The organism is Kribbella sp. ALI-6-A (genome assembly GCF_001984195.1).
GTDB lineage: Bacteria > Actinomycetota > Actinomycetes > Propionibacteriales > Kribbellaceae > Kribbella.
Genome location: NZ_MTQN01000011.1, coordinates 884,000 through 909,465 on the forward strand (window position 1 = coordinate 884,000; position 25,466 = coordinate 909,465).

The following is a 25,466-nucleotide window of genomic DNA, read 5'->3' on the forward strand; positions in this document are numbered from 1 at the left end:
ACATGAGGCAGGCACTGCGCGGACTCACCACCAGGGGGCGGGCATTCGTCGCTGCCGGGATCACCGCGTCGTTGTGCGCACTGCTGCTCGGCCAGAAGGATCTGCTGCGGGTCGGCATCCTGCTGGTCGCGCTGCCGCTGGTGGCCGCGCTGGTGGTCGGCCGCACCCGGCTCCGCCTGCAGGTACGCCGCAGTCTCGCGCCGGCGCAGGTCTCCGTCGGCAGCCAGGCCACCGTCGAGCTCATGCTGAGCAACGAGGGCCGGATGCCGGCCGGACTGCTGTTACTGGAGGACCGGATCCCCTACGTGCTCGGCCACCGGCCGCGGTTCGTGGTCGACCGGGTCAGCCCGAACTGGAAGCGCACGGTCACCTACCCGGTGAAGTCGGACGTCCGGGGGCTGTTCCAGGTCGGGCCGTTGATGCTGACGGTCGCCGACCCGTTCGGGCTGGTCGAGACCAGCCGGACCTTCGCCCGCAGCCAGCATCTGCTGGTCACGCCGCGCGTGTACAAGCTGCCCGAGGTGCGGCTCGGCTCCGACCGGGCCGGCTCCGGCGAGAACCGGCCGCGCGCGATCGCGTCGGCCGGCGAGGAGGACGCCACCGTTCGCGAGTACCGCGACGGCGACGACCTGCGCCGGGTGCACTGGCGCTCGACCGCCCGCCGGGGCTCGCTGATGGTGCGCCGCGAGGAGCAGCCCTGGCAGAGCCGGTGCGCGATCTTCCTCGACGCCCGCACGATCTCGCACCACGGGCACGGACCGTCGTCCAGCCTGGAGTGGTCGGTCAGCGCGGTCGCCTCGATCGGCGCGGACCGGATCCACCGCGGCTACGTCACCACGCTGCTCGGCGGACCGACCACGCTGTCCGCGATCACGCACCGCAGCTCGACCGCGGTCCACCAGCCGCTCACCACGCAGGAGCTGCTGACCGAGTGCGCCACGGTGGAGGAGCACAAGTACGCCGAGATCGGCCCGCTGCTCGGCGTGGACCGGCACATCCAGGAGCCCAGTCTCGCGATCGCCGTCCTCGGTGCCTGCACCAGTGACGACGTCACCGCGCTGAACCGCTGGCGGACCGGCCAGGCCACCGGTGTCGCGCTGCTGCTCGACGCGGCCACCTGGGCGGTCGGTGCCGAGGGCACCGAAAAGGCCAACCGGCTCGCCGCCGCCACGGAAGCCACCGAGCACGAGCTCCGCCGCAACGGCTGGCGCGTGGCCCGGGTGCGACGCGGCGACCATCTACCGACCGTGTGGTCCGGCCTAGGACTGAGGAGCGGACGAATCGCATGACAGGTCACGTCAGAATCTCGCTCGCCGCGTGGGCGGCGACGGTGCTCGGGTCGCTGGTGCTGGCGCCGGTGTTCTCGGGGCCGTTCCTGTTCATCAGCGCGTTCCTGTGCGCGCTCGTCACCGGCACCGGGATCCTGCTGCAGAACCTGCGCGCCCCGCGGATCGTCGTACCGGTGGTGCAGCTGGCGGTGCTGGTCGAGCTGCTGTCGCTGATCTTCCTGCGCGACACGCTGCGGTTCGGGCTGGTGCCGTGGAAGGAGACCGCGCTCGAGTTCAACCAGCAGATGGTGAACGCGATGAGCGCGATCAACCGCTTCAGCGCGCCGCTGCCGCCCGACGACCACCTGACGCTGTTCGCCGCGTCGGTGATCGCGGCGACCGGACTGCTGATCCACCTGATCGCCGTACAGCTGCGGCAGGCCGCGTGGGCCGGGCTGCTGCTGCTCACCATGTACACCGTGCCGGCCGCGACCGTGCACGGCGGGCTGCCGGCGCTGCTGTTCATCCCGCCGGCCGTCGGCTACATCGTGCTGCTGTCGGCCGAGGGCCGGACCAGACTCAGTCGCTGGGGGCGCCGGATCTCCGGCGTCTCGCACCTGGACGCCTCCGAACCGATCGAGGCCTCGGCGCTCGGCCAGGCCGGCCGCCGGATCGGGCTGACCGTGATCGTGCTGGCCGCCCTGGTGCCCGCTCTGCTGCCGACGTTGCCCGAAGGCGTGATCGGCAACGGCCTGGCCGGCGGCGGTGGCAGCGGCGGCGGGATCGGGGCTTCGATCTCGTCGACCGACCCGATGCTCGACATGGGCAAGAACCTCAAGCGCGGCGACAACGTGACCGCGCTGACCTACACCGGCGGCCCGGCCGGCGGGACCTACCTGCGGCTGACCGCGCTCGACCAGTTCGACGGCAACATCTGGCGGATCTCGCAGCGCAACCAGGGGCAGAAGATCACCAACGCCGACATGCTGCCGCCGCAGGGCTTCAACGGCGACCTCGCCAAGGTGCCGACCACCAAGATGAAGGTCGAGGTGAGCCGGAGCTTCCGGTCCCAGTTCGCCCCGGTGCCGTACCCACTGCGCTCGATCTCGCTGAAGGACCGCTGGCGCTATGACCCGGCCTCCCTCGACGTCGTCTCCACGAACGGCGGGGTCGTCGGCGGCAAGGACTACAACCTGGAGGCCTACCAGCTGCCGCTGACGCCGGAGCTGCTGCGCGACACCCCGCCTGGTGCCGAACCGGACAGCTACACCAGCCAGGTCCCGACCAGCAACATGGACGAGATCCGGCAGCTGACCAACGACGTCGTCGCCGACGCGAAGGGCAACCGGTTCCAGCAGGCGGTCCTGCTGCAGAACTTCTTCCGCAGCAACGGCAACTTCACCTACAGCACCGACACCGACACCAAGAGCGGGATGACGGCGCTGCGCATGTTCCTGCTGGACGACCGGGTCGGCTACTGCGAGCAGTTCGCCACCGGGATGGCGCTGATGGCGCGGGTGGCGGGCATCCCGTCCCGGGTCGGCATCGGCTTCCTGCCCGGCCAGGCCGGCAAGGACGGCCAGTACGTCGTCCGGATGCACGACATGCACGCGTGGCCGGAGCTCTACTTCCAGGGGCTCGGCTGGGTCCGGTTCGAGCCGACGCCGTCGGCGCGGGTCGCGACCACCCCGACCTGGACCGAGCAGGCCGCTCCGGTCCCGTCGACGCCGACCACCGCGCCGACGACCGCGCCGACGACGCCGGGCGCTTCGGTGGACCCGGAGCTCGAGCGCCCCGGCGACCGGAACCTGCCCGACGACAACGGCCTCGCGGTCACCGAGACCGGCAACTGGTTCAGCAACGGCGGCGCCAAGGCGATCGGGATCGGCCTGCTCGTCGTCGTCCTGCTCGGCATTCCGTGGCTGATCCGGTCGCTGACCAGGCGGCGGCGGTTCGCGCGTCCGCCGGGACGTGCCGGGGTCGAGGGGTTGTGGGCGGAGATCCGGGACACCTCGCGTGACCTCGGCCTGGACTGGTCCGACAGCTCCACTCCTCGACAGCTCGGCGAGTGGATGGCCGGGAAGGTGCCGGAGCCGGTCCAGCCGCAGGCTCGCCGGCTGGCGCGCGGCCTGGAGGCCGTCCGGTACGCGGTAGTCACGGACGTCGAGGTCGACCTGCGCAGCGAAGCGGCCGACGTACGGAAGGCCCTGTGGAGTCAGGCGAAACTCGTACGGCGCTGGCGGGCGCGGTTGCTTCCGCCGTCGTGGCGCTGGTACCTGAACCGCGGCAGCGCCGAGGCGTCCGATCTGCTCGACGAGTTCGACCTGTTGCTGGCGAGAATTCGCACGTCGCTGGTCCCCCGGCGCAGCAGGCACGCGGACTGAACGACAAAGAACCCCCGGTCCACCTGGACCGGGGGTTCTTGTTCGTGGGTGGTCAGCGGCTGCGGCGACGGGGCTGCTCGGGCAGGCCGCTGGCCGAGGGATCGAGCTCGACCGTGCGCTCGGTGCTCGGCGGTTGCTCGGTGACCGGCAGCTCGTCGGCCGGCGGCGCGGTGCGCGGCTTGTCCACCGCTTGCACGGGGTCGAAGTGGTCGCCGAGCTCCGACTGGACCGGCTGCGGACTGGTCGACTGAGTGGGGGTGGTCCGCGGCTTGGCCGGCTTCGTCACCGGGGACTTGGACGCGTGACCGTCCGTCACGTGCTCGACGCGGGTGTGGTGCTGGTCGTGCGCGTGGCTCGCCTCGATCGTGCGGTACTGCTCCTCGACCGCCGGATCGATCGCGTCGGTCGGCACCCGGCGGCGGTCGTTGGTGATCTTGTACGACAACCAGATCCCGGCCGCGCCGGCCAGCATGATCACCACCCCGACGACGGTCAGATCGACCGCCCCGGCGTCGTCGTCCCGGATTCCGAAGGCGAGGATCGCGCCGACGGCGATGAGGAAGATCCCGACACCGATGCTCATACTCTCGACTCCCAACGACGACCGTGGCGGTCGGCTGGACCGCCCTGTACGGGTGCGGTCCACCGGTACCCACAGTCACCGGGAGTGATGTATCGCAGCGCAAACCAGAACCACACCCGGCGCGGAGCGCGGGTGTGGTCGCAGGATTCGCTCAGCCGGCGGTCAGAGGTCCTCGTCGCGCCGCCGGCGCCAGCGGTCTTCCATCCGCTCCATGAAGCTGCCGGACGACTCGTGTCTGGTCCGGTGCTTCTTGCTGGGCGGCGGAGGCGGCGGCAGGTCGTCGCCGTCGCCGGCGTTGCTGATGCGTTTCATGCTCAGCGCCGCGACGTACAGACACGCCACCATCACCACGAAGCCGATGACGCCGATGATGGTGTTGGGGATGATCGCGCCGGCCATCAGAATGACGATGCCCAGCACGAATCCAACGCCGGCCAGAACTGCCCGGCGCTTGTAGTACAAGCGCACATTGGTCCCTCGCATGGCGGAGACGAACTTCGGGTCTTCCGCAGCGAGGGCACGTTCGAGCTGCTCGAACTGGCGCTGCTCTTCTTCCGAGAGGGGCACCGTCGATCCCTCCATGGTGAGCGCGATCTCGATAGGCCGAGACCAGTCTAGGCCGCCGGTGCGGTCCACGAAACCCTGACCGCCTGTCCCGCGCGTCACGGTACGGCAACCGATCCGGATCGGCCGATTCCCAACAAGTGTTTAAGTCAGGCACTTGACTTAAATCTGACTGAGAGCGAAGCTGTACGCACAGGCACCGACCGATGACAGAAGGTGACGCGATGCCGCTCGACGCCGCTGCGCAGCCGTCCTATCCGATGCCCAAGGCAACTGGTTGCCCGTTCGACCCGCCGCCGGAGCTGCGCGCCCTGCGGCCGCCGAGCCGCTGTCCAAAGTACGGCTGTTGGACGGCAGTACGCCGTGGCTGGTCACCCACTTCGCCCACCAGCGGGCCCTGCTGGCCGACGACCGGGTCAGCTCCGACCGGAACCAGCACGGGTTCCCGATCCTGCAGCCAAACATTCCCAGAACCGGCAGCTCGGTCGGGTTCATCTCGATGGACGACCCGGAGCACGCCCGGCTGCGGCGCATGGTGACCGCGCCGTTCATGATCAAGCGGGTCCGCGCGATGGAGCCGGGCGTGCAGAAGATCGTCGACAACCTGATCGACGCGATGCTGGCCGGGCCGCGACCGACGGACCTGATGGAGGCGTTCGCGCTGCCGGTGCCGTCGCTGGTGATCTGCCAGCTGCTCGGCGTCCCGTACGACGACCACGAGTTCTTCCAGGTCACCAGCAAGGCACTGATCACGATCGAGACGCCGCTCGAAGAGCGGATGGCGGCGCGCGAGCGGCTCACGGCGTACCTGGACGACCTGGTCGGCCGGAAGACCACCGAACCGGGCGATGACGTCCTGACCGAGCTGGCCGCGCGCGTGACCGCCGGGGAGCTGACCCGCGAACAGACCGCCGGGATCGGCGTCCTGCTGCTGGTCGCCGGGCACGAAACCACCGCGAACATGATCGCCCTCGGCACGCTCGCCCTGCTCGAACACCCGGACCAACTCGCCGTACTGCGGGACTCCGACGATCCGGCCATCGTGAACAGCGCTGTCGAGGAGCTGCTGCGCTACCTGACCATCACACACCTCGGCCTGACCCGGGTGGCGCTGGAGGACATCGAGATCGCCGGCCAGACGATCCGCGCCGGCGACGGCATCGTCTTCCCCAACGACATCGCGAACCGGGACCCGGAGGTCTTCCCCGACCCCGACCGCCTCGACCTGCGCCGCGACGCCAAGCGCCACGTCGGTTTCGGTTTCGGAATCCACCAGTGCCTCGGCCAGCCGCTGGCGCGGATGGAGCTGCGGGTCGTCTACAGCACGCTCTACCGCCGGATCCCGACGCTGCGCCGGGCGGCGCCGCTGGCGGAGATCCCGTTCAAGCACGACGCGATCGTGTACGGCGTGCACGCGCTGCCGGTGACGTGGTGACCTGACCATGACGCTCGAGCAGACCGCTCATCCGGCGTATCCGATGCCGGGGGCAACTGATTGTGCGTTCGAATTGATGTCCCTGGAGGAATCCTCGTGAAGGTCACCGTCGACCAGGACGCCTGCATCGCCTCCGGTCAGTGCGTGCTGACGACTCCCGAAGTCTTCGACCAGCGAGACGAGGACGGCATCGTCGTACTGGTGACGCCGGATCCGCCGGAGTCGTTGTCGTCGCAGGTGCGCGAGGCGGCGGTACTCTGCCCGGCGCGGGCGATTCAGGTGGTCGACTAGCCATCTCTCCTCCCGACGCGCACCACCCACCAACCCCTGTCTCCGGCGCCAAGACGCTGCCGGTGCCCGAGGTCGGTGAGCCGCCGTCAGAGCACGCCGACCTGCTGGTGAACCACGGCGCGACCACGTGGATCTACCGCACCAACCACCCGATCAAGCCCGACGAGCCGATCACCTGGGTCCGCTCACCCCCGCTTCGCGCGCTCTGCGTCAGCGAGTAGCGAGGATGTGCAGCTGAGGCGCCAACGCCCGGAAGGCCGGGTGCTGACTGGCGGCGCGTTCGAGGTCGGCCAGCGCCTCGGCGGCACCTGGCTCGGAGTCGACCATGGCGGCCGGGACCAGATCGGTGAAGGTCCGAACACCATGCACGGTGTGCACCATGAACCCGGCCTCGGCCAGTTGCCCCACGATCGCCGTCTCGTCGAACCGGCGCGGCATCGGGTCCGCCGCACCCCAGCGTCCGTCCGGATCCTGCAGCGCGGTGCGAGCCTCGGTGAGGTGCCCCGCCAGCGCGCGAGCCAGCACCACAGCGTTGCGCTGGGCAACCAACAGGCTGAGTACGCCGCCCTCGCGCAACACCGACGCCATCGCCTGCAGCGCCTGCGCCGGGTCGTCGACGACCTCGAGCACCCCGTGGCAGAGCACCGCGTCGGCGCTCGCCTCGCCCGCCACCTCGGACAGGTCCGCGGCATCGCCCTGGACTCCGCGCACGAGCTTGCTGACGCCCTCGTCGGACGCCCGCCGTTCCAGCGACGCCAGCGCGTCCGGGCTCGGATCGATCACGGTCACCCGGTGCCCCTCGACCGCCAACGGCACCGCGAAACCGCCGGTGCCTCCGCCGAGATCCACGATGTCGAGCCCTGCGGCCGGGTCGGTCCGGAGCCGCCCAGCCAGCGCCACCCGAAGAGCTTCGGCCACCAGCGCCGTCCGCAACGAACGCCGACGTCGGTCGACCATCAAAACCCCTCCTCGTAAGCCCGAACCCCGCTGATCACGCCGGCGGACCCACTGGTCCTCCCGCGTCCCACACCCTACTTGCCACCGCCCCGCCTCCCCCGCACCGGAGCCCCGGTCAACCCCCAAAGGCGTTGCTGCCGATCGCCACGCCGACATAACCGACTCACTGCCGGGTGACCCGGCGCCGGTGCGCCGCCTCGAGGCGGCGCTGCCGCTGTGTCGTGCCGCCGTTCACCATGGAGGAGCTGGTACTACAACCAGTTCACCCGCGAGCGGGGCTGCCGACCAGCGGCCACCGCCAGCCGCGCCAGGTCGCCGAGCCGCCGGCGAGTCAGCGGGGAGCGGCCCCGCTGGCACGGACCCTCGATCCCGCGGTCTGGGACTCGCTGAAGAACCGTTGCGCCGTGTCGGCCAGCCGGGCCTGCCGGGCGAAGCTGTCCCAAGCGACTCCGGACGTGATGCTGACGGACCTGCGGATCCCCGGGGTGAACGTCACGGCGATCAGGGAACTGCGCGACTCGGCCTCCGCTCGCGCGGCGAGGACGCGGAAAGCTGACAGCCCAGGCCCTGCCAGATCCCGACCAGCGGCGAAACCGAACTGGTCCAGCTGCGCCTCGTGCTCATACTCACGAGGTACGACACCGACAGCTACGTCCCTCGGCGATCGAGACGGGTGCCAGCGGCCAACTGTTCAACGACGCCCTGCGGGGCGAGTTGGCTGCCGGGTCGTCCCGCACCGCTTCCCTCGCCGAGTCCGCAGAGCCTGCTCGACATCCTGGTCGACCGGCTGGCCGGCGTGCTCTGGGCGCCGGTGCCGATCCGTGGACGCCCGACCGAACTGGGGTGCGCTCGCGTCGAACGCTTCGACCGCCCGCTGCGTCTCGGAGGGCTCACCTTCTTCGCGCCGGTTCACCGACGGCGTGCACTTGCTGGTGACCGACCAGGCGGCGACGGCAACCTCCCGGTCGCGATCCCGCGTGTCCTGCAGCTGATGCAGGACCTGGGCGACGAGCCCGACGGCGGCAGGGTGATCGCAGCCCGCGCGAGCGCGCTGCTCCGCGATCTGGAGGGTTCGCCGCGGCGGCTGAACGTCGATACCGCACGTCGCCGCGGTGTAGTGCACGCCGTACGGGCTGCCGGGCGGGTCGAGTTGGTCCTCTCCCCCGCTGTCGCCGGGCTGCTGAGAAGCCGGGCGGGCTGCCGGGCGAGCAAGTTGGCGCTCTCCCGCTGTCGCCGGCCTGGTGATGAGCCGGATGAGGGCACCTGTCGCGGGGTGCGCACGCCGTACGGGCTGCCGAGCGAAGCAACTCGGTCCTCTCCCCCGCTGTCGCCGGACGGCTGATGAGCCGGATGAGGACGCCTGTCGCGGGGTGCGTACGCCGTACGGGCTGCCGGGTGGACTGAGTCGGTTCTCTCCCCGTGCCGCCGGACTGCTGAGAAGCCAGGCGAGGACGCGTGCCGCCGTGGCGTGGTGCACGCCGCACGGGCTGCCGGGCGGAGCAAGTTGGTGCTCTTCCGCTGTCGCCTGGCTGCTGATGATCCGGATGAGGACACCTGCCGCGGGATGCGCACGCCGTACGGGCTGCCGGGCGGAGCAAGTCGGTCCTCCCCGCTGTCGCCGGGCTGCTGATGAGCCGGGCGGGGACGCGTGCCGCTGCGGCGTGGTGCACGCCGTACGGACTGCCGGGCGGTGCCGGGTTTCTCGCTTTCCCCCGTCCGAGCCAGCCGCCGGTGAAACCGCGGAAGGACACCCGACGGACTTACGCCGTTCTCCGATGGACACTCCCGCGGACGTACGCCCTACCGCCCGAAGGACTCCCCGCGGACGTACGCCGTACCGCCCGAAGGACTCCCCGCGGACGTACGCCGTACCGACTGAAGCCCTCACCGGCGAACGTGCGCCCTACTGGCCACCGCACCCCCGCACAAGCTGAAGGACCCCGGTGGATTGGCGGGCCGGGGTCCTTCAGGTGGGTGGGCGGGTGATGAGGCCGCCCGGATCGGGGGGTCAGCTCGCTTGCATCCAGGGCTGGGCGAGGACCGACTGGGGGTCGGAGTACTTGGGCTGGGACTGCTGGGTGGTCAGGTGCAGGCTCTCTTCCACCAGGCCGTAGAAGGTCTCGACCTCGCGGATCAGGTCGTCGGCCTCGCGGGTGGTGACGGCGCGCTCCAGGCCGGCCTCGGCGGCGGCGCGCTGGGCTGCGCCGGCGGCGAAGAACGACGCCCACTCGGCGAACTCCGGGGCGACCTCGGCCAGCAGGACCCAGGCGTTGCGCTGGACGCGGCGCCTCGGGCCCGAGCGGACCGGGCGGGCCCGGACGGCGAGCACCGCGGCGGCGACGCGCAGGGCGGCGACGTGGGCGCTGGAGTACTTGAGCAGGTGGTCGTTCGTCTCCCGTGCCTCGGCCAGGGCCGCGCGGGCCCGGGACAGGTCGCGGGTCGCCGACCCCGCGGCGGCCGGGGAAACCGGTGAAACGGTCATCGGTCACTCACCCTTTCCAGTTGCCAGCGGCCGGAGTCGGGGTCGTGCGCGAGGTCGAACATCTCGCGCCGGCCCTGCCGGCCGCAGCCTGCTTCCACGCGGAAGACCGCGCGCTGCGGCCCCCACTCGGAGTCCAACACCCCGACGGCCGCGGATGATGCCCCCGCCATCGCGGTGGCGGTGGAACCGATGCCGGAGCCGATCACGCCGCGCTCCCACCAGGCGGCGGTCTCGGTCCAGTGCGCCTCGACCGAGCAGACCCGCCAGAGGCGTCCGCGCCAGAGGAACTGCTCCGGAGACTCGATGCCGTCCACGACGCCGGAACGCACCTCAACGGCTTCGTCGAACTCCCACATGCTCCATCGCCTCCTGAGTGCGAACGTCTTCCCCTGGGCAGTGGCCCGGTGGGTGGGCGCCAGGTGGGGGTCGAGGTCCACCACGGCGCCCGGCCCACCGGGACCACCGGTCACCGATGCGGCCGCAACTCCGCACCGGAGCCGAGCAGTTGTGCCGATCCCCTCGCACCGGGCTCCCGACGAGCCCGGATCCGAGGCAATCGAACATCTGTTCGAACACTCACAGCGTAGCCCCGCCCGCCGACAGACGTCAACGGGCCGTAATCCCCGGCGCGCCCCACGCCCGGCGCCTTCCGGCCAGACTGGTGCCACCCCTCCGTGGGCCCCACTCCGGACCGGACGAACGAGAGCGAGCGAACCGATGACCCCGAACCGCACGGTGATCGCCGTGGCCGCCGGTGCAGCCGTCGTCGCGGCAGCGGTCGCGCTGCCGTTGTTCCAGCCGTGGCGGGTGTTCACCGACACGGTCGTCGACGAGGCACTGCCGGGCGGGCCGCCGGCGACGGTGTCCACCGCCGGTCCCGCAACGCCCGTCACCGCTTCTCCGTCCGTCATGCCCTCATCCTCACCGGCGCCACCGACAATTTCCGGTGATCGGCCGAGCACGCCCGCCCAGGCGCCGGTCACGCTCGGTCAGGGGCGGCTGATCAGTCACGAGCACGACACCTCGGGCACGGTCGCGATCCTCCGACTGCCGAACGGCTCCCGCACCCTGCGGATCGAGGGTCTGGACACGTCGGACGGCCCGGACCTGAAGGTCTGGCTGAGCGACGCGCCGGTCCGCGAAGGCAAGGCCGGCTGGCACGTCTTCGACGACGGCAAGTACCACAACCTGGGCAAGCTGAAAGGCAACAAGGGCAGCCAGAACTACCCGATCCCGGCCGACGTCGACCTGTCCACGTTCAGCAGCGTCACGATCTGGTGCGACCGGTTCAACGTCTCGTTCGGTGCGGCCGAGCTGAAAACCTGATGCTTCACCGAGCGTCACGCCTCTAGGGTCGGGACGCATGACGGCCTTCACCCCGGCCCGCGAGCTCGGCCGCGGCTTCCACACCGACGTGATCCGTCCGCTGCTCGGCACCACCCCGTACGCCGCGGGCCTGCTCGGCTGGGGTTCCGACGTGCTCGGGTACGACACGCAGCGATCCACCGACCACGGCTGGGGCCCCCGGCTGCATGTGTTCGTGGACGACAGCGACGTCGAGCGGGTCAAGGAACTGGTCGAGCAGAACCTGCCGGACGACTACCGAGGCCACCCCGTCCGCTTCGGCTGGGACACCCAGCATCCGGTCCACCACATCACCGTGACGACCGTCGCCGACTGGCTCGTCGACCTGCTCGGCTTCGACGCCACCACGGACCTCAGTACGGCGAACTGGCTGATCACCCCGCAGCAGAAGCTGCTCGGCGTCGTCGCCGGAGCCGTGTACGCCGACGACGGGCGGCTCCAGCCGATCCGCGACACCCTCCGCTGGTACCCCGACGACGTCTGGATCTGGATGCTCGCCTGCCAGTGGTCCCGGATCGCCCAGGAGGAACCGTTCGTCCAGCGCACGTTCGAGGTCGGCGACGAGCTCGGCTCCCGCATCCTCGCCGCCCGGCTGGCCCGCGACGTGATGCGCCTTGCGCTGCTGATCGACCGCACCTACGCGCCGTACTCCAAATGGCTCGGTACGGCGTTCAGCCGGCTCGACCACCCCGACAAGCTCGACCAGGCGCTGGCCGCGGCCGTCAGCGCCCAGGATCAAGTCGATCGCGAGCACGCACTCGTCACGGCGTACGAACTGGTGGCGCGGCGGCACAACGAGCTGGGCGTCACCGACCACGTCGATCCGACGCCGAGGCAGTTCCACGAGCGCCCGGCGACCGTGCTGGACGCCGGGCGGTTCGCCGAGGCCTGCGTGACGCGAGTACAGGACTCCCGCCTGCGGGAGCTCGAGCTGGTCGGCTCGATCGACCAGTTCGCCGACAACACCGATCTGCTCAGCAACCCGGCAGCGTACCGGCGTCTGATCACCGTCTTCGAGAAGTAAGGTCACGCACGTGAGCACTCATCCCAACGTCCAGCGAGTCGCGGACGCACTGGCAGCCGCCGGCGCCACCGTTGAGATCCGGATCCTCGACGAAGCAGTGCCGACCGCGGCTGCCGCGGCCGCGGAGCTCGGCTGCGAGGTCGGCGCGATCGCGAACAGCCTGATCTTCGACGGCGACGGCACGCCGGTACTGATCCTCACCTCCGGCGCGCACCGGGTGGACACCGCGAAGCTCGCCGCCGAGCTCGGACTGACCAAGCTCAAGCGAGCCACCCCGGACTTCGTGAAGCAGCACACCGGCCAGGCGATCGGCGGCGTCGCACCGGTCGGTCACCCGGCGCCGGTCCGCACGCTCGTCGACACCGCCCTCGACCAGTACGACGTGGTCTGGGCGGCAGCCGGCATCCCGCACTCGGTCTTCCCGACCACGTACGACGAGCTGCTGCGTCTCACCAACGGCACCCCGGTGGTCGTCAATTAGCCCGCTGGAGCACGTCTACTGGATCGGCGGCGGCAGCGGCGCCGGCAAATCGACCGTTGCCCAGCGCATCGCCGCCGAGCACGGCCTGCGCTACTACTCGACCGACGACGCAATGAGCGACCACGCCGCCCGCAGTACGCCGGACAGCGCGCCGGAGCTGCATCGCTTCCTGGCCATGGACATGGACGAGCGCTGGGCGACCCGCTCCCCCGACGTGATGCTGGAGACGTTCCACTGGTTCCGCGGCGAGGGCTTCGAGCACATTGTCGAGGACCTGACCGCCACCCCCGAGCCGGTGGTCGCCGAAGGCTTCCGCCTGCTCCCGGAACTCGTCGCGCCACTCCTTGCCAACAGCAACCAAGCCGTCTGGCTGCTCCCCACTCCGGAGTTCCGCCGGCACGCCTTCGACACCCGCGGCACCACCTGGCACCTCGCGAACACCACCGGCGACCCGACCCGGGCCCTCGGCAACCTCCTCACCCGCGACCACCTGTTCACCACCCGCCTGGCCGAGCAGACGAAAGCCCTGCACCTGAACGCGATCCAGGTCGACGGCGGCCGGACCGAGGACGAGCTGTGTCAGGCGATCGCGGGGATCTTCTTCCGCAAGTAGGTACGCGTCAGTTCGGCGCGGTGCAGGCGCCAGCTGACCGAGTTGTCGAGCGCACCGCCGTACCGGCGGCGGCGGATGTCGTTCACCACGGCCGACGGCGCGTCCAGGGCGATCAGGCGGTCGAGCGCCTCGCCCTTGGTGATCAGCGCGCCGGTCCGCAGCGTGGCCTCGGCGCGGGCGAGCGTGACCAGCCCGAGGTCGACCCAGATGTCCCGCCGCCACGGCGCACGCTTCCTGGTGACCGGGTACCAGAAGGTCAGCAGGTCACGGCGGACGAAGGCGGCCAGCTCCTCGTCGGTGGTTGCCGGGAGCAACGACGAGGGAGGTGGGCCGGTCAGCGCCCGGTCGCCCAGCGACAGCTCGCGCCGGGTGACCGGGGTCACCGGACGACTGAAGTATCGCTCCTGCGCGAAGGTCGGGTGCCGAAGCGCAGCGTCGGCCAAGGCATCGCGAGGCAGATACGTGCAATGCAGCCGGCGCCCGAGCGGCGAGTCCAGGGACCGGTGGATCCGCTTGATCGTCGCCGGATCCGCCGGTCCGGAGGTCACGCACACCAGGTCCAGGTCACTGCGGGACGGGACGAAGTCACCGAGAGCCAGCGAGCCGTGCACCCAGATCGCCTCGACCGGGAGCACCTCGCGAGCGGACGCGACGAAGCCGTCCAGCAGCGACTGGACGGCTTCGTCGGTCATGCGTCAGACGGCCGGACGCAGGTCCACGTCGGCGGCCCGGACGTAGGCCATCCGGTGGCCGAACCAGATCAGGTAGTACCGGTCCTTACCGAGAACCTGGACGTGGTCCGTCGGCGGCTGGCCGTCGAAGGTCGTGGCCCGGTAGTAGTCGGTCTCGATGGTCGCGTCGCCGACCGGGTAGGCCTGGCCCGCGCCGATCGAGTACTGCAGCGGGGTCACCGCCTGGTACGGGATCCCCTCCGGGTACGCCGACTGCTCCGGGTACGCGCGGCCGTAGACCGGCACGGACACCTTGCCCGGCTTAGGCTTGACCACGAGACCGGGCTTCGCGAAGGCGTCAGGCGCCGAGGCCGGGCTCTTGAACCACGCCAGCGCGCCGAGGTACCACACGGCGACCCAGTCCCCCGAGCGCTGTGCCACGACGTACCGCGAACCAGCAGCCGCCCGAGCGCCGATGTCCGACACCTGCGTCGTCGAGGCCGACGAACCCGGGCGCAGGCCGAGGTCCTTGACCAGCGGCGCGGCGTCGTCCGGGGCCTGTCGCAGGTAGACGAAGTTCGTGCCCTGCGGCGCGCACGTCGTCCCGGGGCCGGTGCAGTTGGTGACCACCTGCACGTTGTCGTCGAATCCGGGCTTGATCGTGACGATCGAGCCGGCCTTCACCGGGAAGATCTGGTGCCCGTAGATCGGCGCGCCGAGCAGGTCGAAGTAGTGCTCCCAGTCCCAGTACGGTCCCGGGTCCCAGTGCATGCCGGCCACCGTGGACGGCAGCGTGCCGGGGATCTGGTCGTGGCCGATGATGTGCGCGCGGTCCAGCGGGATGTTGTTCTTCTTCGCCAGGTACTTCACCAGCCGGGCCGAGTTCCGGTAGAGCGCCTCGGTGTACCAGGTCGCGCCCTGGGCGGCGAAGCCCTCGTGCTCGATCCCGATGCTGTGCATGTTCACGTACCAGTTGCCGGCGTGCCAGGCGACGTCCTTGGCCTTCACGTGCTGCCAGGTGTAGCCGTCCGACGAGCGCATCGTGTACTGCCAGCTCACGTACGTCGGGTCCTGCACCAGGTTCAGCGTGCCCTGCCAGCTGGTCTCGGTGTCGTGGATGACGATGTAGTCGATCTTGCCGGTCTTCGGCCGGTTCGCCAGGTCGTGGTTGCCGTAGTCACCCGGCGCGGTCACCTGGTACGGCGCGGGCAGCCACTCGCAGTTCAGCTGAGTCGGGCACTCCACGTCCGACGCCGCCGTGTCCCGGGCAGCACCGGACAGCTTCAGCCGCGACAGCTGCTCGCGCTGCGGCGTCACCTTCAGCGCCGGCATGCTCACCTGCTGGCCGACGTTCGTCGTACGGGCCGCACCGCGGGCCAGGATCGCGTAGACGTCGTCGGCGAAGGTCGAAGCGCCGACGCGGTCCGACGAGCCGGAGTACTGAGCGACGGCGGCGTACCAGTCGGCTGCAGAGGTGTCAGCACCGACCGGCAGCCCCAGCGACTTCTGGTACGACGCCAGCAGCGCGGCACCACCCGCGACGTTGGCCGCCGCGTCGGTGCGCAGCGCAGCCGGGTCCAGCCCGGTCAGATCCGACGCGGTGTACAGAGTGCGCAGCGACTCACCCTTGGCCAGCTTCTGGCCGGAGGAGCGCTCCACCAGCTCACTGGGGTCGGCAGCGGTCAGGTGCATCGGGCCGAAGCCGCCCGACGTACTCGACTGGCCCTTGTGGTCGTCCCAGCGGGTCTCCGCGTACGAGACGGCCAGCAGCACGGACTCCGGTACGCCGTACTGCTGCGCGGCCGACTGGAACGCGGCCGCCAGCCCAGGCGCCGGCGTGGCCGCGACCGCGGCGGGTGGAGCCCCGGACGACACGCCGGTCGCGGCTATGGGCAGCGCCAGCGCGGCCAGTGCGGCGAGAATCTTCGGACGACGACGCATGTTCGATCTCCCTGATCTGGAGTGTGTGGCGGTCACACAGACCGGCAGCCTGTTCACTCTCGGTCGAGGCGAAGCGGATGTCAACGGTTAACTAAAATTCGCGGCGCGACGTTCGTCGTTGACTGCGATCGAGTTCGGAGCAGCAGCATGGAAGCCTTGCCGTTGGCCTTCACGTCCGGCTGGGCGAGCGGGATCAACGCCTACGCGTGCGTTCTGGTGCTCGGCCTGCTCGGCCGCTTCGCCGACGTCGACGACGTACCGGCGGCACTGACCGGCAACGGCGTCCTGATCGCCGCCGGCGCGCTGTTCCTGATCGAGTTCGTCGCCGACAAGATCCCGTACGTCGACTCCGCCTGGGACACCGTCTCGACGCTGATCCGGCCCACGGTCGGCGCGGTGATCGCCGCGCTGATGGCCGGCGACGCGAGCAACCTGGAGCAGGCCCTGGTCGCCACCACCGGCGGTGTGGTCGCGCTCGTCTCGCACCTGGTGAAGTCGAGCCTGCGGCTGGCGATCAACACCTCGCCCGAGCCGGTCACCAACATCGCCGCCTCCTCCGGCGAGGACGTCGCCGTGCTCAGCGTGGTGTCGCTGGCCGCCTTCCACCCGACCGCCGCGCTGATCGTGGCCGCCGTACTGCTGGTGCTCGGTCTGATCGGCGTCTACCTCGCACTCCGCGCGATCCGGCGCGGCCTCGTCAGGTTCCGCGCCTGGCGGGAACAACGCAGCAATCCAGCGACTGGGAGCACCACCCTCTGATGTCCCGCGTGATCGTCATCGGGGCCGGCCTCGCCGGTCTCGCCACCGCCGTCCGCCTGGCCAAGCTCGGCCACCAGGTCACCGTCTGCGAGGCCGAGGACCGTCTCGGCGGCGCCCTCGGCCGGGTCGAGGCCGACGGGTTCAGCTGGGACGCCGGCGCCGCCAGTACGACGCTGCCGGCCGCCCTGCGCGACCTGTTCCGCAAGTCCGGCCGGCCGATCGAGAGCCTGGTCCAGCTCGACCCCGTCACCACTCCGCGCCGGCACCTGTTCGGCGACGGCTCGGTCCTTGACCTGCCGGTCGGCGATCGCGCGGCCCAACTCGGGGCCTGGACCGACCTGGCGGGCGAGCAGACTGCTCAGCGCTGGACCGATCTGGTCGACAGCTACAGCGAGACCTGGCAGGTCCTGCGCAAGACCTCGCTGGAGCCGCCGCTGATGGACCGGCTCCCCCTGCCCGCGATCCGCGAGCTGAAGCCCTGGCAGTCCCTGGAGACCGTCGCAGAGCGCCGGCTCGACGACGACCGGGCCCGGGCCGTCCTGCGCTACTACGCAACCCAGCAGGGCTCGGAGCCTCGGCTCACGCCCGGGTACGTCGGCGTCTGGTCCTACCTGGAACGCACCTTCGGTCGCTGGACCGCCCCCGGTGGCTTCGGCGCCGTCGCGGACGCTCTGGCCCAGCGCGCGGCCGAGCGCAAGATCGACGTCCGCACCGGCGCCGAGGTGGCGAGCGTGACCACCCGGAACGGCGTGGTCACCGGCGTACGGCTCGCCGACGGGACCGAGCTGCCCGCCGACATCGTGGTGAGCGACATCGATCCACGCGTGCTCTACACCCAGCTCGTCGCCGACCCGGCGGCCAAGAAGGTCCGCAAGCAGGTCGAGCGCACGCACCAGGCCCAGGCGGCGTACGTCGTCCATCTCGGGCTGCGGGAGCCGTTGCCGGAGCTGCCGTTCGAGACCGTGCTGCACGGGACGCCGACGGTGACCGTGCGGACCGGCGGTCAGGCGCCGGCTGGGCACCAGGCGTGGTCCGTGCTGGTGCACGGCTACCCCACCGACGACGTCGTCGACCTACTGGTCGCCCGCGGGCTGCACATCCGGGACAAGGTCGTGTCCCGGCAGACGTCCGCCTCATGGTGGGCCGGGGTCGCCTGGGAGGGGTACCGGACCGCCCGCCGCCGGGCTGCGAACACCTCACCGGTGAAGGGCCTGTACTGCGTCGGCGCGGGCGCTCATCCCGGTGGTGGGGTGCCCGCGACGACGCTCGGCGCGGCGATCGTCGCCGACGCCGTCGGCAAGGCCTGAGGCCCAGGGCGGGACCGGCCTGGGGTCGGCCGGGACCGCGCACTAAGATTGATCGTTCATGTGTTCCGTGTCGGGGGAAAGCGCCCCGGCAGTAGAGAGGACCCCGGTGGACCAAACCCCCACGTCACCCGATCCCGAGTCGGTCGAGCGGGCTGAGCTGGAGGCCGAGCAGCAGCATGTCGACCGGGTCTACGACCGGGTCGAAGCGGCCTCCCGGTCGGCGTCCCGGATCGCGGTCGAGGGTCATCAGCGCGCCCAGGCGCAGAACGTCGGCCGGGTCCGCGAGGAGGAGCAGACCGGCCTGTACGAGCGCGACGTCCTGGTGTTCGCGGCCGCCCGGCGGATCGCGGAGCTGGATGCCGAGCACGAAGGCCTGGTGTTCGGCCGGCTCGACTCCGACGGCGGCGAGGACGGGCCGCCCGCGGAGCGCGCGGCCGACCTGGAGAAGCTGTACGTCGGCCGGATCGGCGTCCGCGACGCCGAGTACGAGCCGCTGGTGATCGACTGGCGGGCCCCGGCCGCCGAGCCGTTCTACCGCGCGACGTCGACCGACCGGCTGGGCGTCGTCCGCCGGCGGGTGCTGCGCAACAAGGGCGCGAAGATCATCGGCATCGAGGACGACCTGCTGGCGCCCGAGCGCGCGCCGGAGGACCTGCCGGTGATGGGTGAGGGCGCGTTGATGGCGTCGCTGTCGCGGGCCCGTGGGCACACGATGCGCGACATCGTCGCCACCATCCAGGCCGAGCAGGACCAGGCGATCCGGGCTCCTGCCCGCGGTGTCACGGTGATCGGCGGCGGGCCGGGCACCGGCAAGACCGTCGTCGCGCTGCACCGCGCGGCGTACCTGCTCTACAGTGACCGTCGCCGCTTCGAGCGCGGCGGGGTGCTTGTGGTCGGGCCATCGGCGGCGTTCATGGCCTACATCGAGCGGGTGCTGCCGAGCCTCGGTGAGAACACCGTCTCCCTGCGCGCGGTCGGCGAGCTGGTCGACGGCGTCCGCGCGACCGCGATCGACGAGGCCGACGTGGCCGCGATCAAGGGCTCGCTGCGGATGACCGGCCTGCTGTCCCGGGCTGCCCGGGACCGGGTCCCGGAGGCGCCGACCACGCTGCGCGTCTTCGTCGGCGGCGGAACGGTCGAGCTGGACGCGAACCAGCTCGACAACGTCCGCCGCAACGCCCTGCGCCGGACGCCGCGCAACCGCGCCGCCGCCGAAGCCCGCAAGGGACTCGTCGCGGCGCTGTGGAGCCGGTTCCCCGAGGACCTGCGCAACGGTGTGTACGCCGATCGCGAGTCGTTCGGCGACCAGGTCACCGACCTGCCGGCGTTCCGGAGCTTCTTCGCCGCCTGGTGGCCGGTGGTGACGCCGCTGACCGTGCTGCGCTGGCTCGGCGATCCGCGCCGGCTGACCCGCTGGGCGCGGCACGACCTGACCCCGCAGGAGATCGAGACGCTCGCGGCCGGGATCCGCGGCACCGACGAGATCACTGTCGCCGACGTCGCGCTGCTGGACGAGCTGACCCACCTGCTCGGCCGGCCGCCGGTTCCCGAGGCGGGCAAGGACGAGGAGTTCGACTGGCTGGAAGGCCTGTCGGACGGCGTGAACGAGGTGCTCACCACGTCGGAGCGGCGGGCCCGCGCGGCCGCGGCGGCCGAGGCCGACGAGCCCGAGGAGTACGCGCACGTGCTCGTCGACGAGGCGCAGGACCTGTCCCCGATGCAGTGGCGGATGGTCACCCGGCGCGGTCCGCAGGCGAGCTGGACGATCGTCGGCGACCCGGCGCAGAGCTCCTGGCCGGACCCGGACGAGGCCCGGACCGCGATGGAGACGATGCTGTCGCACCTGCAGCGGCACACGTTCCGGCTGTCCACCAACTACCGGAACTCGGCCGAGATCTACGCGTTCGCCGGTGAGGTGATCCGGCAACAGATCCCGGACGCCGACCTGCCGGACGCGGTCCGCCGGACCGGCGTCGGGCCGGAGCACCGGATCTTCGACGCGGACAAGGTCGCCGAGGCCTCGGCCGACGCGGCCGCCGAGCTGCTCGGCCTGGTCGAGGGCACGGTCGGGGTGATCGTGCCGCCGAAGCTGCGCCCGGCCGTCGACGCGGTGCTTGCCGAACTCAACGATCCCCGGATCGCCACCCTCACCCCACTGGAGTCGAAGGGACTCGAGTACGACGCCGTGGTGGTGGTCGAGCCGGACCGGATCGTCAGCGACACCCTCGGGGGCGTCCGCGCGTTGTACGTCGTACTGACGCGTGCCACCCAGCGGATGATCACGATCAACAGCACGACTCACTGGTTGCCCGCCCGCGCCTCCTGACCGGAGGTAGTTGGGCGTTTGAAGAACGGCGCTGTGCGGGGTGTGGCGATTGTGGCCGCCCGTTGCGTCTGTGACCGCAGTGGTCGCCGGGCAGTTCGGCCCGGCGACCGTGTCACGCTGAAGTGGGGCGCCTGCCCCGACGGCAGCAGGGCAAGGACGACGCGGCTACGACGGTCATCGAGGCGGTGCGGATGCGCCAGGCGCTGAAGGGCTACCCCCGCGGGATGACGTAGGAGACCAGGTCGCAGTCGTCGGGGGCCAGGTCGGACCAGCGGACGGTGTGGTGCAGGACGGTGAGTCCGCTGGTCGGGTACTTGCGGGTCAGCTCGACCCGCTCCGGGCTGGTGCCGTCGAGCGCGAGCTGGTCGGCCAGCCACGGGATGCCCGGCGCGTGGCCGACCAGGATCACCGTGCGCGCCTCCGGCGGAGCCTCCCGGACGACGTCGAGCAGGCCGTCGGTGTCGGCGTTGTAGATCCGCCGGTCGAACCACAGGTCGGCGGTGATCGCACCGGCCTCGGCGGCGTACTCCCAGGTCTCCTGGGTGCGGATCGACGGCGAGCACATCACCAGGTCGGCTTCGATGCCCTCGGCAACCAAGTACCGGCCGACCGCGGCCGCGTCGGCCCGGCCCCGCTCGGCCAGCGGGCGGTCGAGGTCGGTCATCGACTCCGGCGGCACCGCCTTCGCGTGCCGCAGCAGCACCAGCGTGCGATCGATCACCAGGTCACTCGGGTCAGCCATCTGCAAACCCTAGCCGCAGGACGCCGGTGGTCCCACCCGAGCCGTCCGGGCGCCCGTCACTTCCGGCGCCCATCGCTTCCAGCCGCATGCGTGACTGGACTCCCCTGCGTCAGACCGTCGTGCCCTGCAGGTTCAGGTACACCTGGCGCGTCGCGGTCGAGCGGTTGAGGGTGATGAAGTGAATGCCGGGCGCACCACCGGTGAGCAGCTTGTCGCACAGCTCGCTCGCGATCTCGATGCCGACCTCGCGGACCGCCGCCGGGTCGTCCTCGACCGCGTGCAGGCGGTCGGTGACAGCGGTCGGCAGGGCCATGCCGGTCAGCTCGGCCATCCGGTGGATCTGCTTGATGTTGGTCACCGGCATGATGCCGGGCAGGATCGGGATCTCGCAGCCCAGCGCCGAGGCGCGGTCGACCAGCCGGAAGTAGTCGTCGGCGCCGAAGAACATCTGGGTGATCGCGTAGTCCGCACCGGCCTCGGCCTTCGCGGCCAGCACCCGGGCGTCGAAGTCGAGGTCGGCGGCCTCCGGGTGCTTGTCCGGGAACGCCGCCACCCCGACGCAGAAGTCGCCCAGGGACTTGACCAGCTCGACCAGCTCGATCGCGTGGTTCAGCCCCTCGGGGTGCGCGACCCATGGCTGGCGCGGGCCGCCCGGCGGGTCGCCGCGCAGCGCGAGCACGTTGCGGATCCCGGCGCCGGCGTACGCGCCGACGACCGACCGGAGCTCGTCGCGCGAGTGCGCCACGGCGGTCAGGTGGCCGAGCGGGGTGAGCGAGGTGTCCTGCGCGACCCGCTCGGTGACCCGGATCGTGCCGTCACGGGTGGTGCCGCCGGCGCCGTAGGTGATCGAGACGAAGGTGGGGCGCAGCTGCTCGATCTCGCGGATCGACCGCCACAGCACCTCCTCGGCCTCCGGGGTCTTGGGTGGAAAGAACTCGAAGGAGAACGAGGGGTCGCCGGTCGCGAGCAGTTCACGGATCGTCGGCGTGCTGCCGGGAAGCGTCGAAGGGAAACCGTTGACCATCCCGTCAGCCTACCGGGGCATGGGCTCGCGAGAGGCGACCGACTACCCTCCGAGACGTGCATGCCGACGCAGACATCCCCACCGAGATCCAGCGCACGCTGACCGCGTTCCTCGACGTTCAGGAGCAGCGGCTGGCCGAGATCGGTCCCGAGCTGGCCGAGCAGGTCCAGGCCGCGCGGGACGCGACCAGCGGGGGCAAGCGGCTCCGCCCCTCCTTCTGCTACTGGGGTTTCCGGGCCGCCGGCGGCGACCCGGAGCGGCCGATCCTGTCCGCCGCCGCGAGCCTGGAGATGCTGCACGTCAGCGCCCTGGTGCACGACGACGTGATGGACTCCTCCGACACCCGCCGCGGAGCACCGTCGGCGCACAAGCGGTTCGAGGCGCTGCAGCGGGCCCGGTCCGAGGCCAGCGGCGCTGGCGGCGACCCGGTCGGCTTCGGGATCGGCGCGGCGATCCTGCTCGGCGACCTGTGCCTGATCTGGGCCGACGAGATGCTGCACACCTCGGGGTTCGACGCGGCGGCGCTCGCGCGGGCGTCGAAGTTCTTCGACGCGGTCCGGGTCGAGGTGACCGCCGGGCAGTACCTGGACCTGGTCGCGCAGGCCAGCGGCGAATCCGACATGGACCTGGCGCTGCGAGTCCTGCGCTACAAGGCGGCGACGTACACGGTCGAGCGGCCGCTGCACGTCGGCGCGGCGCTCGGCGGGGCCGACCAGCACCTGATCGACTCGCTGTCGGCGTACGGGCTGCCGCTGGGCGAGGCCTTCCAGCTGCGGGACGACCTGCTCGGCGTGTTCGGCGACCCGACCGTGACGGGCAAGCCAGCCGGTGACGATCTGCGCGAGGGCAAGCGCACCGTGCTGATCGCGCACGCGGTCGACCACGCGTCGCCGGTGCAACTGGCCGAGTTCGAGCGGCTGTTCGGCCGGCCGGATTTGGACGACGACGAGATCCAGCTGCTGCGCGAGATCTTGCAGGACAGCCGTTCGGTGCAGGCCTGCGAGGACCTGATCAGCGAACGCACCGCCGAGGCGATGCAGGCCCTCGACCGTTCCCCGATCCAGGACGAGACGTCCCGCAAGGCACTCGCGGACCTGGCGATCGCGGCGACCTCCCGGCACCTCTGACGTCGCCCGCTCGCCTCACCCCTCTTCGCTTCGGCGCCCTGCGTCGCCCCGCCCCGATGTCGTCCCGCCCGCTTCAGCTCACCCCGCTGCGCCCGGCCTCAGCTTCACACCGTCCCCGCCTCGTCTTACCCCCGCGCCGCCTCACCCCGGACGCCTCGCCCGGGTCGCCTCACCCCGCGGTCGCCCCCCCACCATTCGATGGGTTCACCCTCGAAATGGGGAGGTCGGGGCAGGGCGAGGGGCGGAGGGCGGGTCGGACGTCGCGGGTCGGGCGTCCGAGGGTCGCGGGTCGGAGGGCGCGAGTCACGGGTTGGGCGACCGGGGTCGCGGGTCAGCGCTCGGGTGACCGGGGTCGCGAGCCGGCGGTCGGGGGTTCGGGGTCGGGGGCGGCGAGGTCGCGCTCAAGCCCGGCACCACGTCGTACTACCAGGTCGGACGGGGTCCGAGGTCGCGAGGTTGGGATCGGGGCGCCCGGGATCGCAAGTCTGGGCCCGGGTCAGGTTTCGACGATGGTCTGGATCAGCCGGAGCAGGTCGGCGGTGACGTCGAGGTCGCCCAGCACGATGACCGTGAGCACGCCCCGGCTCTCGTCGTACGCGAGTTCGACGCGCAGCCGGCCCAGCCCGCCCTGGTTGATGGACGCGGTGACGTACGTGCTGATCCGGTCGGCCGCCGGGCGGTCCACGCCGTCGATCCGGACGACGCTCGACACCTCCGCGTGTCGCTGGGCCGCGACCGAACCCGGCGCCGGAGTGCCGGTGAACTCCTCCAGGTCCTCACGGGAGATCCGGTACTGCTTGCCGATCCGGGTCGCTTTGAGCCGGCCGTCGCGCACGTAGTTCCGGATCGTCCGGACGTGCAGGCCCAGCTGTTCCGCGACCTGCTCGACCGAGTACAGCTCCTGACGCATCTGATTCCTTAGAATTCCCTATAGAGTCCGCGATAGGGACTTATAGGGTAGTTTACGGATATGACGTACCGATCTTCCACTGGCCAGTCCATCGTGCACGCCCGCTACCGCGAGCTGCTCACTGACTGGCCGGTGCCCAGCGATCAGCGGCTGGTCGATACCCGCCAGGGCCCGACGTTCGTGGTGTCGAGCGGCCCGGCCGGCGCGCCGCCGCTGATCCTGCTGCACGGCTCCGCCGGTACGGCGATCGACTGGTCGTACGACGTCCCGACGTGGAGCCGACACTTCCGCGTACACGCGATCGACGGGATCAGCGAGCCGGGGCTGAGCGCCTCGCCGCGGCCCGAGATCGGTTCTCCGGCGTACGCCGAGTGGCTGGACGATGTGCTCGAGGGTCTGGAGGTCGACCGGTTCTCGATCGTGGCTCTGTCGCTGGGCGCGTGGTTCGCTCTGGACTACGCGACGCGGCGGCCAGGTCGCGTGCACCGCATGGCCTTGCTGTCACCGACCGGATTCAGCCGGCAGAAGGTGCTGCCACTGCTGCCTGCCCTCGCCGTTCGGCCGTTCGGTGCCTGGGGTGTGCGGAAGGCCGTGTCGATGGTGATCGGTCCGCTGCCCGAAGGTCTCGACTGGCAGCACCTGAGCTTCGGGCTGCTGGTCAACAAGCACTTCGAGCCGCGTCGGGTCAGGCTGCCGATCTTCACCGACGAACAGTTGGCGAAGCTGGACCTGCTGGCGATCGTGGGGAGCAAGGACCGGATGCTCGACTCGGCCGGGACCGCGCGGCGGCTGCCGGGGCGGTCGGTGGTGATCGACGGAGGCGGGCATCTGCTGCCGCCGCAGACCGAGCGGGTGCTGGAGTTCCTGGGATGAGCGTCTACGTCAGCGAGAAACCATTGGCCGGCGTGCAGGACGCGATCGATCTGATCGGCGACGCGTCGTACTGGCATCAGGCTGCGTGGGTCGCAGTGCGGATCGAGGATCTGCCGGCTGGGTTCTTCGATCTGAGCAGCGGGGTGGCTGGGGACATCGTGCAGAAGTTCGCGCAGTACGGGATGGGGCTTGCAGTGGTCGGCGACGTTTCGGCGTACGAGGCGGGCAGTACGCCGTTCCGCGACTGGGTGCGGGAGAGCAACCGCGGCTGGCAGTTGTGGTTCGTCGCCGATGTGGAGGCGCTGGAGCGGAAGCGGCGGGAGACCGGGCGCTAGATTG

General features: G+C 71.0%; 27 protein-coding genes. 16 read left to right on the forward strand and 11 right to left on the reverse strand.

The window, feature by feature from the left end:
* Positions 1 to 2: 2 nt before the first annotated feature.
* Positions 3 to 1,289: a DUF58 domain-containing protein gene (locus tag BWI15_RS24675; protein ID WP_077016820.1), complete on the forward strand. Its 1,287-nt coding sequence runs from the start codon at positions 3 to 5 to the stop codon at positions 1,287 to 1,289.
* Positions 1,286 to 3,652 carry a transglutaminase family protein gene (locus tag BWI15_RS24680; RefSeq protein WP_077016821.1) on the forward strand — a complete coding sequence of 789 codons (2,367 nt, stop codon included), beginning with the start codon at positions 1,286 to 1,288 and terminating at the stop codon, positions 3,650 to 3,652. The genes BWI15_RS24675 and BWI15_RS24680 overlap by 4 nt, the downstream gene beginning before the upstream one ends.
* Before the next feature lie 52 nt (positions 3,653 to 3,704).
* Here the strand turns inward: BWI15_RS24680 and BWI15_RS39740 are convergent, their stop codons facing one another.
* Together BWI15_RS39740 and BWI15_RS24690 are read right to left on the reverse strand one after the other, a co-directional pair.
* Positions 3,705 to 4,235 (reverse strand): DUF6458 family protein, encoded by a 531-nt coding sequence (locus BWI15_RS39740; RefSeq protein ID WP_193432187.1) that lies wholly within the window; start codon positions 4,233 to 4,235, stop codon positions 3,705 to 3,707.
* A 162-nt stretch (positions 4,236 to 4,397) separates the two neighbouring features.
* Positions 4,398 to 4,871, reverse strand: coding sequence for a DUF3040 domain-containing protein (locus BWI15_RS24690; protein WP_237771441.1), 474 nt, complete (start codon positions 4,869 to 4,871; stop codon positions 4,398 to 4,400).
* Positions 4,872 to 5,076: 205 nt separating this feature from the next.
* Between BWI15_RS24690 and BWI15_RS24695 the strand changes: the two genes are divergently transcribed.
* The 3 genes from BWI15_RS24695 to BWI15_RS39500 all read left to right on the forward strand — a co-directional run bounded on the left by BWI15_RS24695 (position 5,077) and on the right by BWI15_RS39500 (position 6,746).
* On the forward strand, positions 5,077 to 6,234 hold the full coding sequence (locus BWI15_RS24695) for a cytochrome P450 (RefSeq protein ID WP_237771442.1): 1,158 nt from the start codon (positions 5,077 to 5,079) through the stop codon (positions 6,232 to 6,234).
* Between the two features lie 96 nt (positions 6,235 to 6,330).
* Positions 6,331 to 6,525: a ferredoxin gene (locus BWI15_RS24700; protein WP_077016822.1), complete on the forward strand. Its 195-nt coding sequence runs from the start codon at positions 6,331 to 6,333 to the stop codon at positions 6,523 to 6,525.
* A 62-nt stretch (positions 6,526 to 6,587) separates the two neighbouring features.
* A complete protein-coding gene (locus BWI15_RS39500; protein ID WP_168197366.1) occupies positions 6,588 to 6,746 on the forward strand; it encodes a hypothetical protein in 159 nt (52 codons plus the stop codon).
* On the opposite strand, the gene BWI15_RS24705 is transcribed toward BWI15_RS39500, so the two are convergent.
* Positions 6,736 to 7,482, reverse strand: a complete 747-nt coding sequence (locus tag BWI15_RS24705) for a class I SAM-dependent methyltransferase (RefSeq protein ID WP_077016823.1) — start codon at positions 7,480 to 7,482, stop codon at positions 6,736 to 6,738. The two genes, BWI15_RS39500 and BWI15_RS24705, sit on opposite strands and share 11 nt — an antisense overlap.
* A 331-nt stretch (positions 7,483 to 7,813) precedes the next feature.
* Positions 7,814 to 7,978, reverse strand: a complete 165-nt coding sequence (locus BWI15_RS39505) for a hypothetical protein (protein ID WP_168197367.1) — start codon at positions 7,976 to 7,978, stop codon at positions 7,814 to 7,816.
* A gap of 177 nt (positions 7,979 to 8,155) precedes the next feature.
* Here BWI15_RS39505 and BWI15_RS39510 point away from each other — a divergent pair, with 177 nt between their 5' ends.
* Positions 8,156 to 8,824, forward strand: coding sequence for a hypothetical protein (locus BWI15_RS39510; RefSeq protein ID WP_168197368.1), 669 nt, complete (start codon positions 8,156 to 8,158; stop codon positions 8,822 to 8,824).
* 666 nt (positions 8,825 to 9,490) lie between these two features.
* Here the strand turns inward: BWI15_RS39510 and BWI15_RS24715 are convergent.
* On the reverse strand, positions 9,491 to 9,964 hold the full coding sequence (locus BWI15_RS24715; protein ID WP_077016825.1) for an SAV_6107 family HEPN domain-containing protein: 474 nt from the start codon (positions 9,962 to 9,964) through the stop codon (positions 9,491 to 9,493).
* On the reverse strand, positions 9,961 to 10,320 hold the full coding sequence (locus BWI15_RS24720) for a DUF6504 family protein (protein ID WP_077016826.1): 360 nt from the start codon (positions 10,318 to 10,320) through the stop codon (positions 9,961 to 9,963). Before BWI15_RS24720 ends, BWI15_RS24715 begins: the two co-directional genes overlap by 4 nt.
* A gap of 361 nt (positions 10,321 to 10,681) precedes the next feature.
* On the opposite strand from BWI15_RS24720, the gene BWI15_RS24725 reads away from it, so the two are divergent.
* From BWI15_RS24725 to BWI15_RS24740, 4 genes are read left to right on the forward strand one after another with little or no spacing between them, the layout of a single operon-like run.
* Positions 10,682 to 11,290 (forward strand): DM13 domain-containing protein, encoded by a 609-nt coding sequence (locus BWI15_RS24725; RefSeq protein WP_077016827.1) that lies wholly within the window; start codon positions 10,682 to 10,684, stop codon positions 11,288 to 11,290.
* A gap of 37 nt (positions 11,291 to 11,327) precedes the next feature.
* Positions 11,328 to 12,353 carry a DUF4037 domain-containing protein gene (locus tag BWI15_RS24730; RefSeq protein ID WP_077016828.1) on the forward strand — a complete coding sequence of 342 codons (1,026 nt, stop codon included), beginning with the start codon at positions 11,328 to 11,330 and terminating at the stop codon, positions 12,351 to 12,353.
* Between the two features lie 10 nt (positions 12,354 to 12,363).
* Positions 12,364 to 12,834 (forward strand): YbaK/EbsC family protein, encoded by a 471-nt coding sequence (locus BWI15_RS24735; RefSeq protein WP_077016829.1) that lies wholly within the window; start codon positions 12,364 to 12,366, stop codon positions 12,832 to 12,834.
* Between the two features lie 22 nt (positions 12,835 to 12,856).
* Positions 12,857 to 13,447, forward strand: a complete 591-nt coding sequence (locus BWI15_RS24740) for an AAA family ATPase (RefSeq protein WP_269087191.1) — start codon at positions 12,857 to 12,859, stop codon at positions 13,445 to 13,447.
* Here the strand turns inward: BWI15_RS24740 and BWI15_RS24745 are convergent.
* Both BWI15_RS24745 and BWI15_RS24750 read right to left on the reverse strand, forming a co-directional pair.
* Positions 13,414 to 14,139 (reverse strand): nucleotidyltransferase domain-containing protein, encoded by a 726-nt coding sequence (locus BWI15_RS24745; RefSeq protein WP_077016831.1) that lies wholly within the window; start codon positions 14,137 to 14,139, stop codon positions 13,414 to 13,416. The two genes, BWI15_RS24740 and BWI15_RS24745, sit on opposite strands and share 34 nt — an antisense overlap.
* Positions 14,140 to 14,142: 3 nt before the next feature.
* The gene (locus tag BWI15_RS24750; RefSeq protein WP_077016832.1) at positions 14,143 to 16,059 is read right to left on the reverse strand and encodes an N-acetylmuramoyl-L-alanine amidase; all 1,917 of its coding nucleotides are present in this window, start codon (positions 16,057 to 16,059) and stop codon (positions 14,143 to 14,145) included.
* 147 nt (positions 16,060 to 16,206) lie between these two features.
* On the opposite strand from BWI15_RS24750, the gene BWI15_RS24755 reads away from it, so the two are divergent.
* The 3 genes from BWI15_RS24755 to BWI15_RS24765 all read left to right on the forward strand — a co-directional run bounded on the left by BWI15_RS24755 (position 16,207) and on the right by BWI15_RS24765 (position 20,451).
* Positions 16,207 to 16,818: a DUF4126 domain-containing protein gene (locus BWI15_RS24755; RefSeq protein ID WP_077016833.1), complete on the forward strand. Its 612-nt coding sequence runs from the start codon at positions 16,207 to 16,209 to the stop codon at positions 16,816 to 16,818.
* A complete protein-coding gene (locus tag BWI15_RS24760; RefSeq protein ID WP_077016834.1) occupies positions 16,818 to 18,125 on the forward strand; it encodes a phytoene desaturase family protein in 1,308 nt (435 codons plus the stop codon). Before BWI15_RS24755 ends, BWI15_RS24760 begins: the two co-directional genes overlap by 1 nt.
* 106 nt (positions 18,126 to 18,231) lie before the next feature.
* Positions 18,232 to 20,451: a HelD family protein gene (locus BWI15_RS24765; protein WP_077016835.1), complete on the forward strand. Its 2,220-nt coding sequence runs from the start codon at positions 18,232 to 18,234 to the stop codon at positions 20,449 to 20,451.
* A gap of 211 nt (positions 20,452 to 20,662) precedes the next feature.
* Here BWI15_RS24765 and BWI15_RS24770 read toward each other — a convergent pair whose 3' ends face one another.
* The gene (locus tag BWI15_RS24770; protein ID WP_077016836.1) at positions 20,663 to 21,193 is read right to left on the reverse strand and encodes a SixA phosphatase family protein; all 531 of its coding nucleotides are present in this window, start codon (positions 21,191 to 21,193) and stop codon (positions 20,663 to 20,665) included.
* 109 nt (positions 21,194 to 21,302) lie between these two features.
* Positions 21,303 to 22,217: a methylenetetrahydrofolate reductase [NAD(P)H] gene (gene metF / locus BWI15_RS24775; RefSeq protein WP_077016837.1), complete on the reverse strand. Its 915-nt coding sequence runs from the start codon at positions 22,215 to 22,217 to the stop codon at positions 21,303 to 21,305.
* Positions 22,218 to 22,273: 56 nt separating this feature from the next.
* Here metF and BWI15_RS24780 point away from each other — a divergent pair, with 56 nt between their 5' ends.
* Complete coding sequence (locus BWI15_RS24780; protein ID WP_077016838.1) at positions 22,274 to 23,344, forward strand: polyprenyl synthetase family protein; 1,071 nt, start codon at positions 22,274 to 22,276, stop codon at positions 23,342 to 23,344.
* 496 nt (positions 23,345 to 23,840) lie between these two features.
* Here the strand turns inward: BWI15_RS24780 and BWI15_RS24785 are convergent, their stop codons facing one another.
* A complete protein-coding gene (locus tag BWI15_RS24785; protein ID WP_077016839.1) occupies positions 23,841 to 24,254 on the reverse strand; it encodes a helix-turn-helix domain-containing protein in 414 nt (137 codons plus the stop codon).
* Between the two features lie 60 nt (positions 24,255 to 24,314).
* On the opposite strand from BWI15_RS24785, the gene BWI15_RS24790 reads away from it, so the two are divergent.
* Together BWI15_RS24790 and BWI15_RS24795 are read left to right on the forward strand one after the other, a co-directional pair.
* Positions 24,315 to 25,127, forward strand: coding sequence for an alpha/beta fold hydrolase (locus tag BWI15_RS24790; protein WP_077016840.1), 813 nt, complete (start codon positions 24,315 to 24,317; stop codon positions 25,125 to 25,127).
* Positions 25,124 to 25,462 carry a DUF4180 domain-containing protein gene (locus tag BWI15_RS24795; protein WP_077016841.1) on the forward strand — a complete coding sequence of 113 codons (339 nt, stop codon included), beginning with the start codon at positions 25,124 to 25,126 and terminating at the stop codon, positions 25,460 to 25,462. Before BWI15_RS24790 ends, BWI15_RS24795 begins: the two co-directional genes overlap by 4 nt.
* Positions 25,463 to 25,466 lie beyond the last annotated feature (4 nt).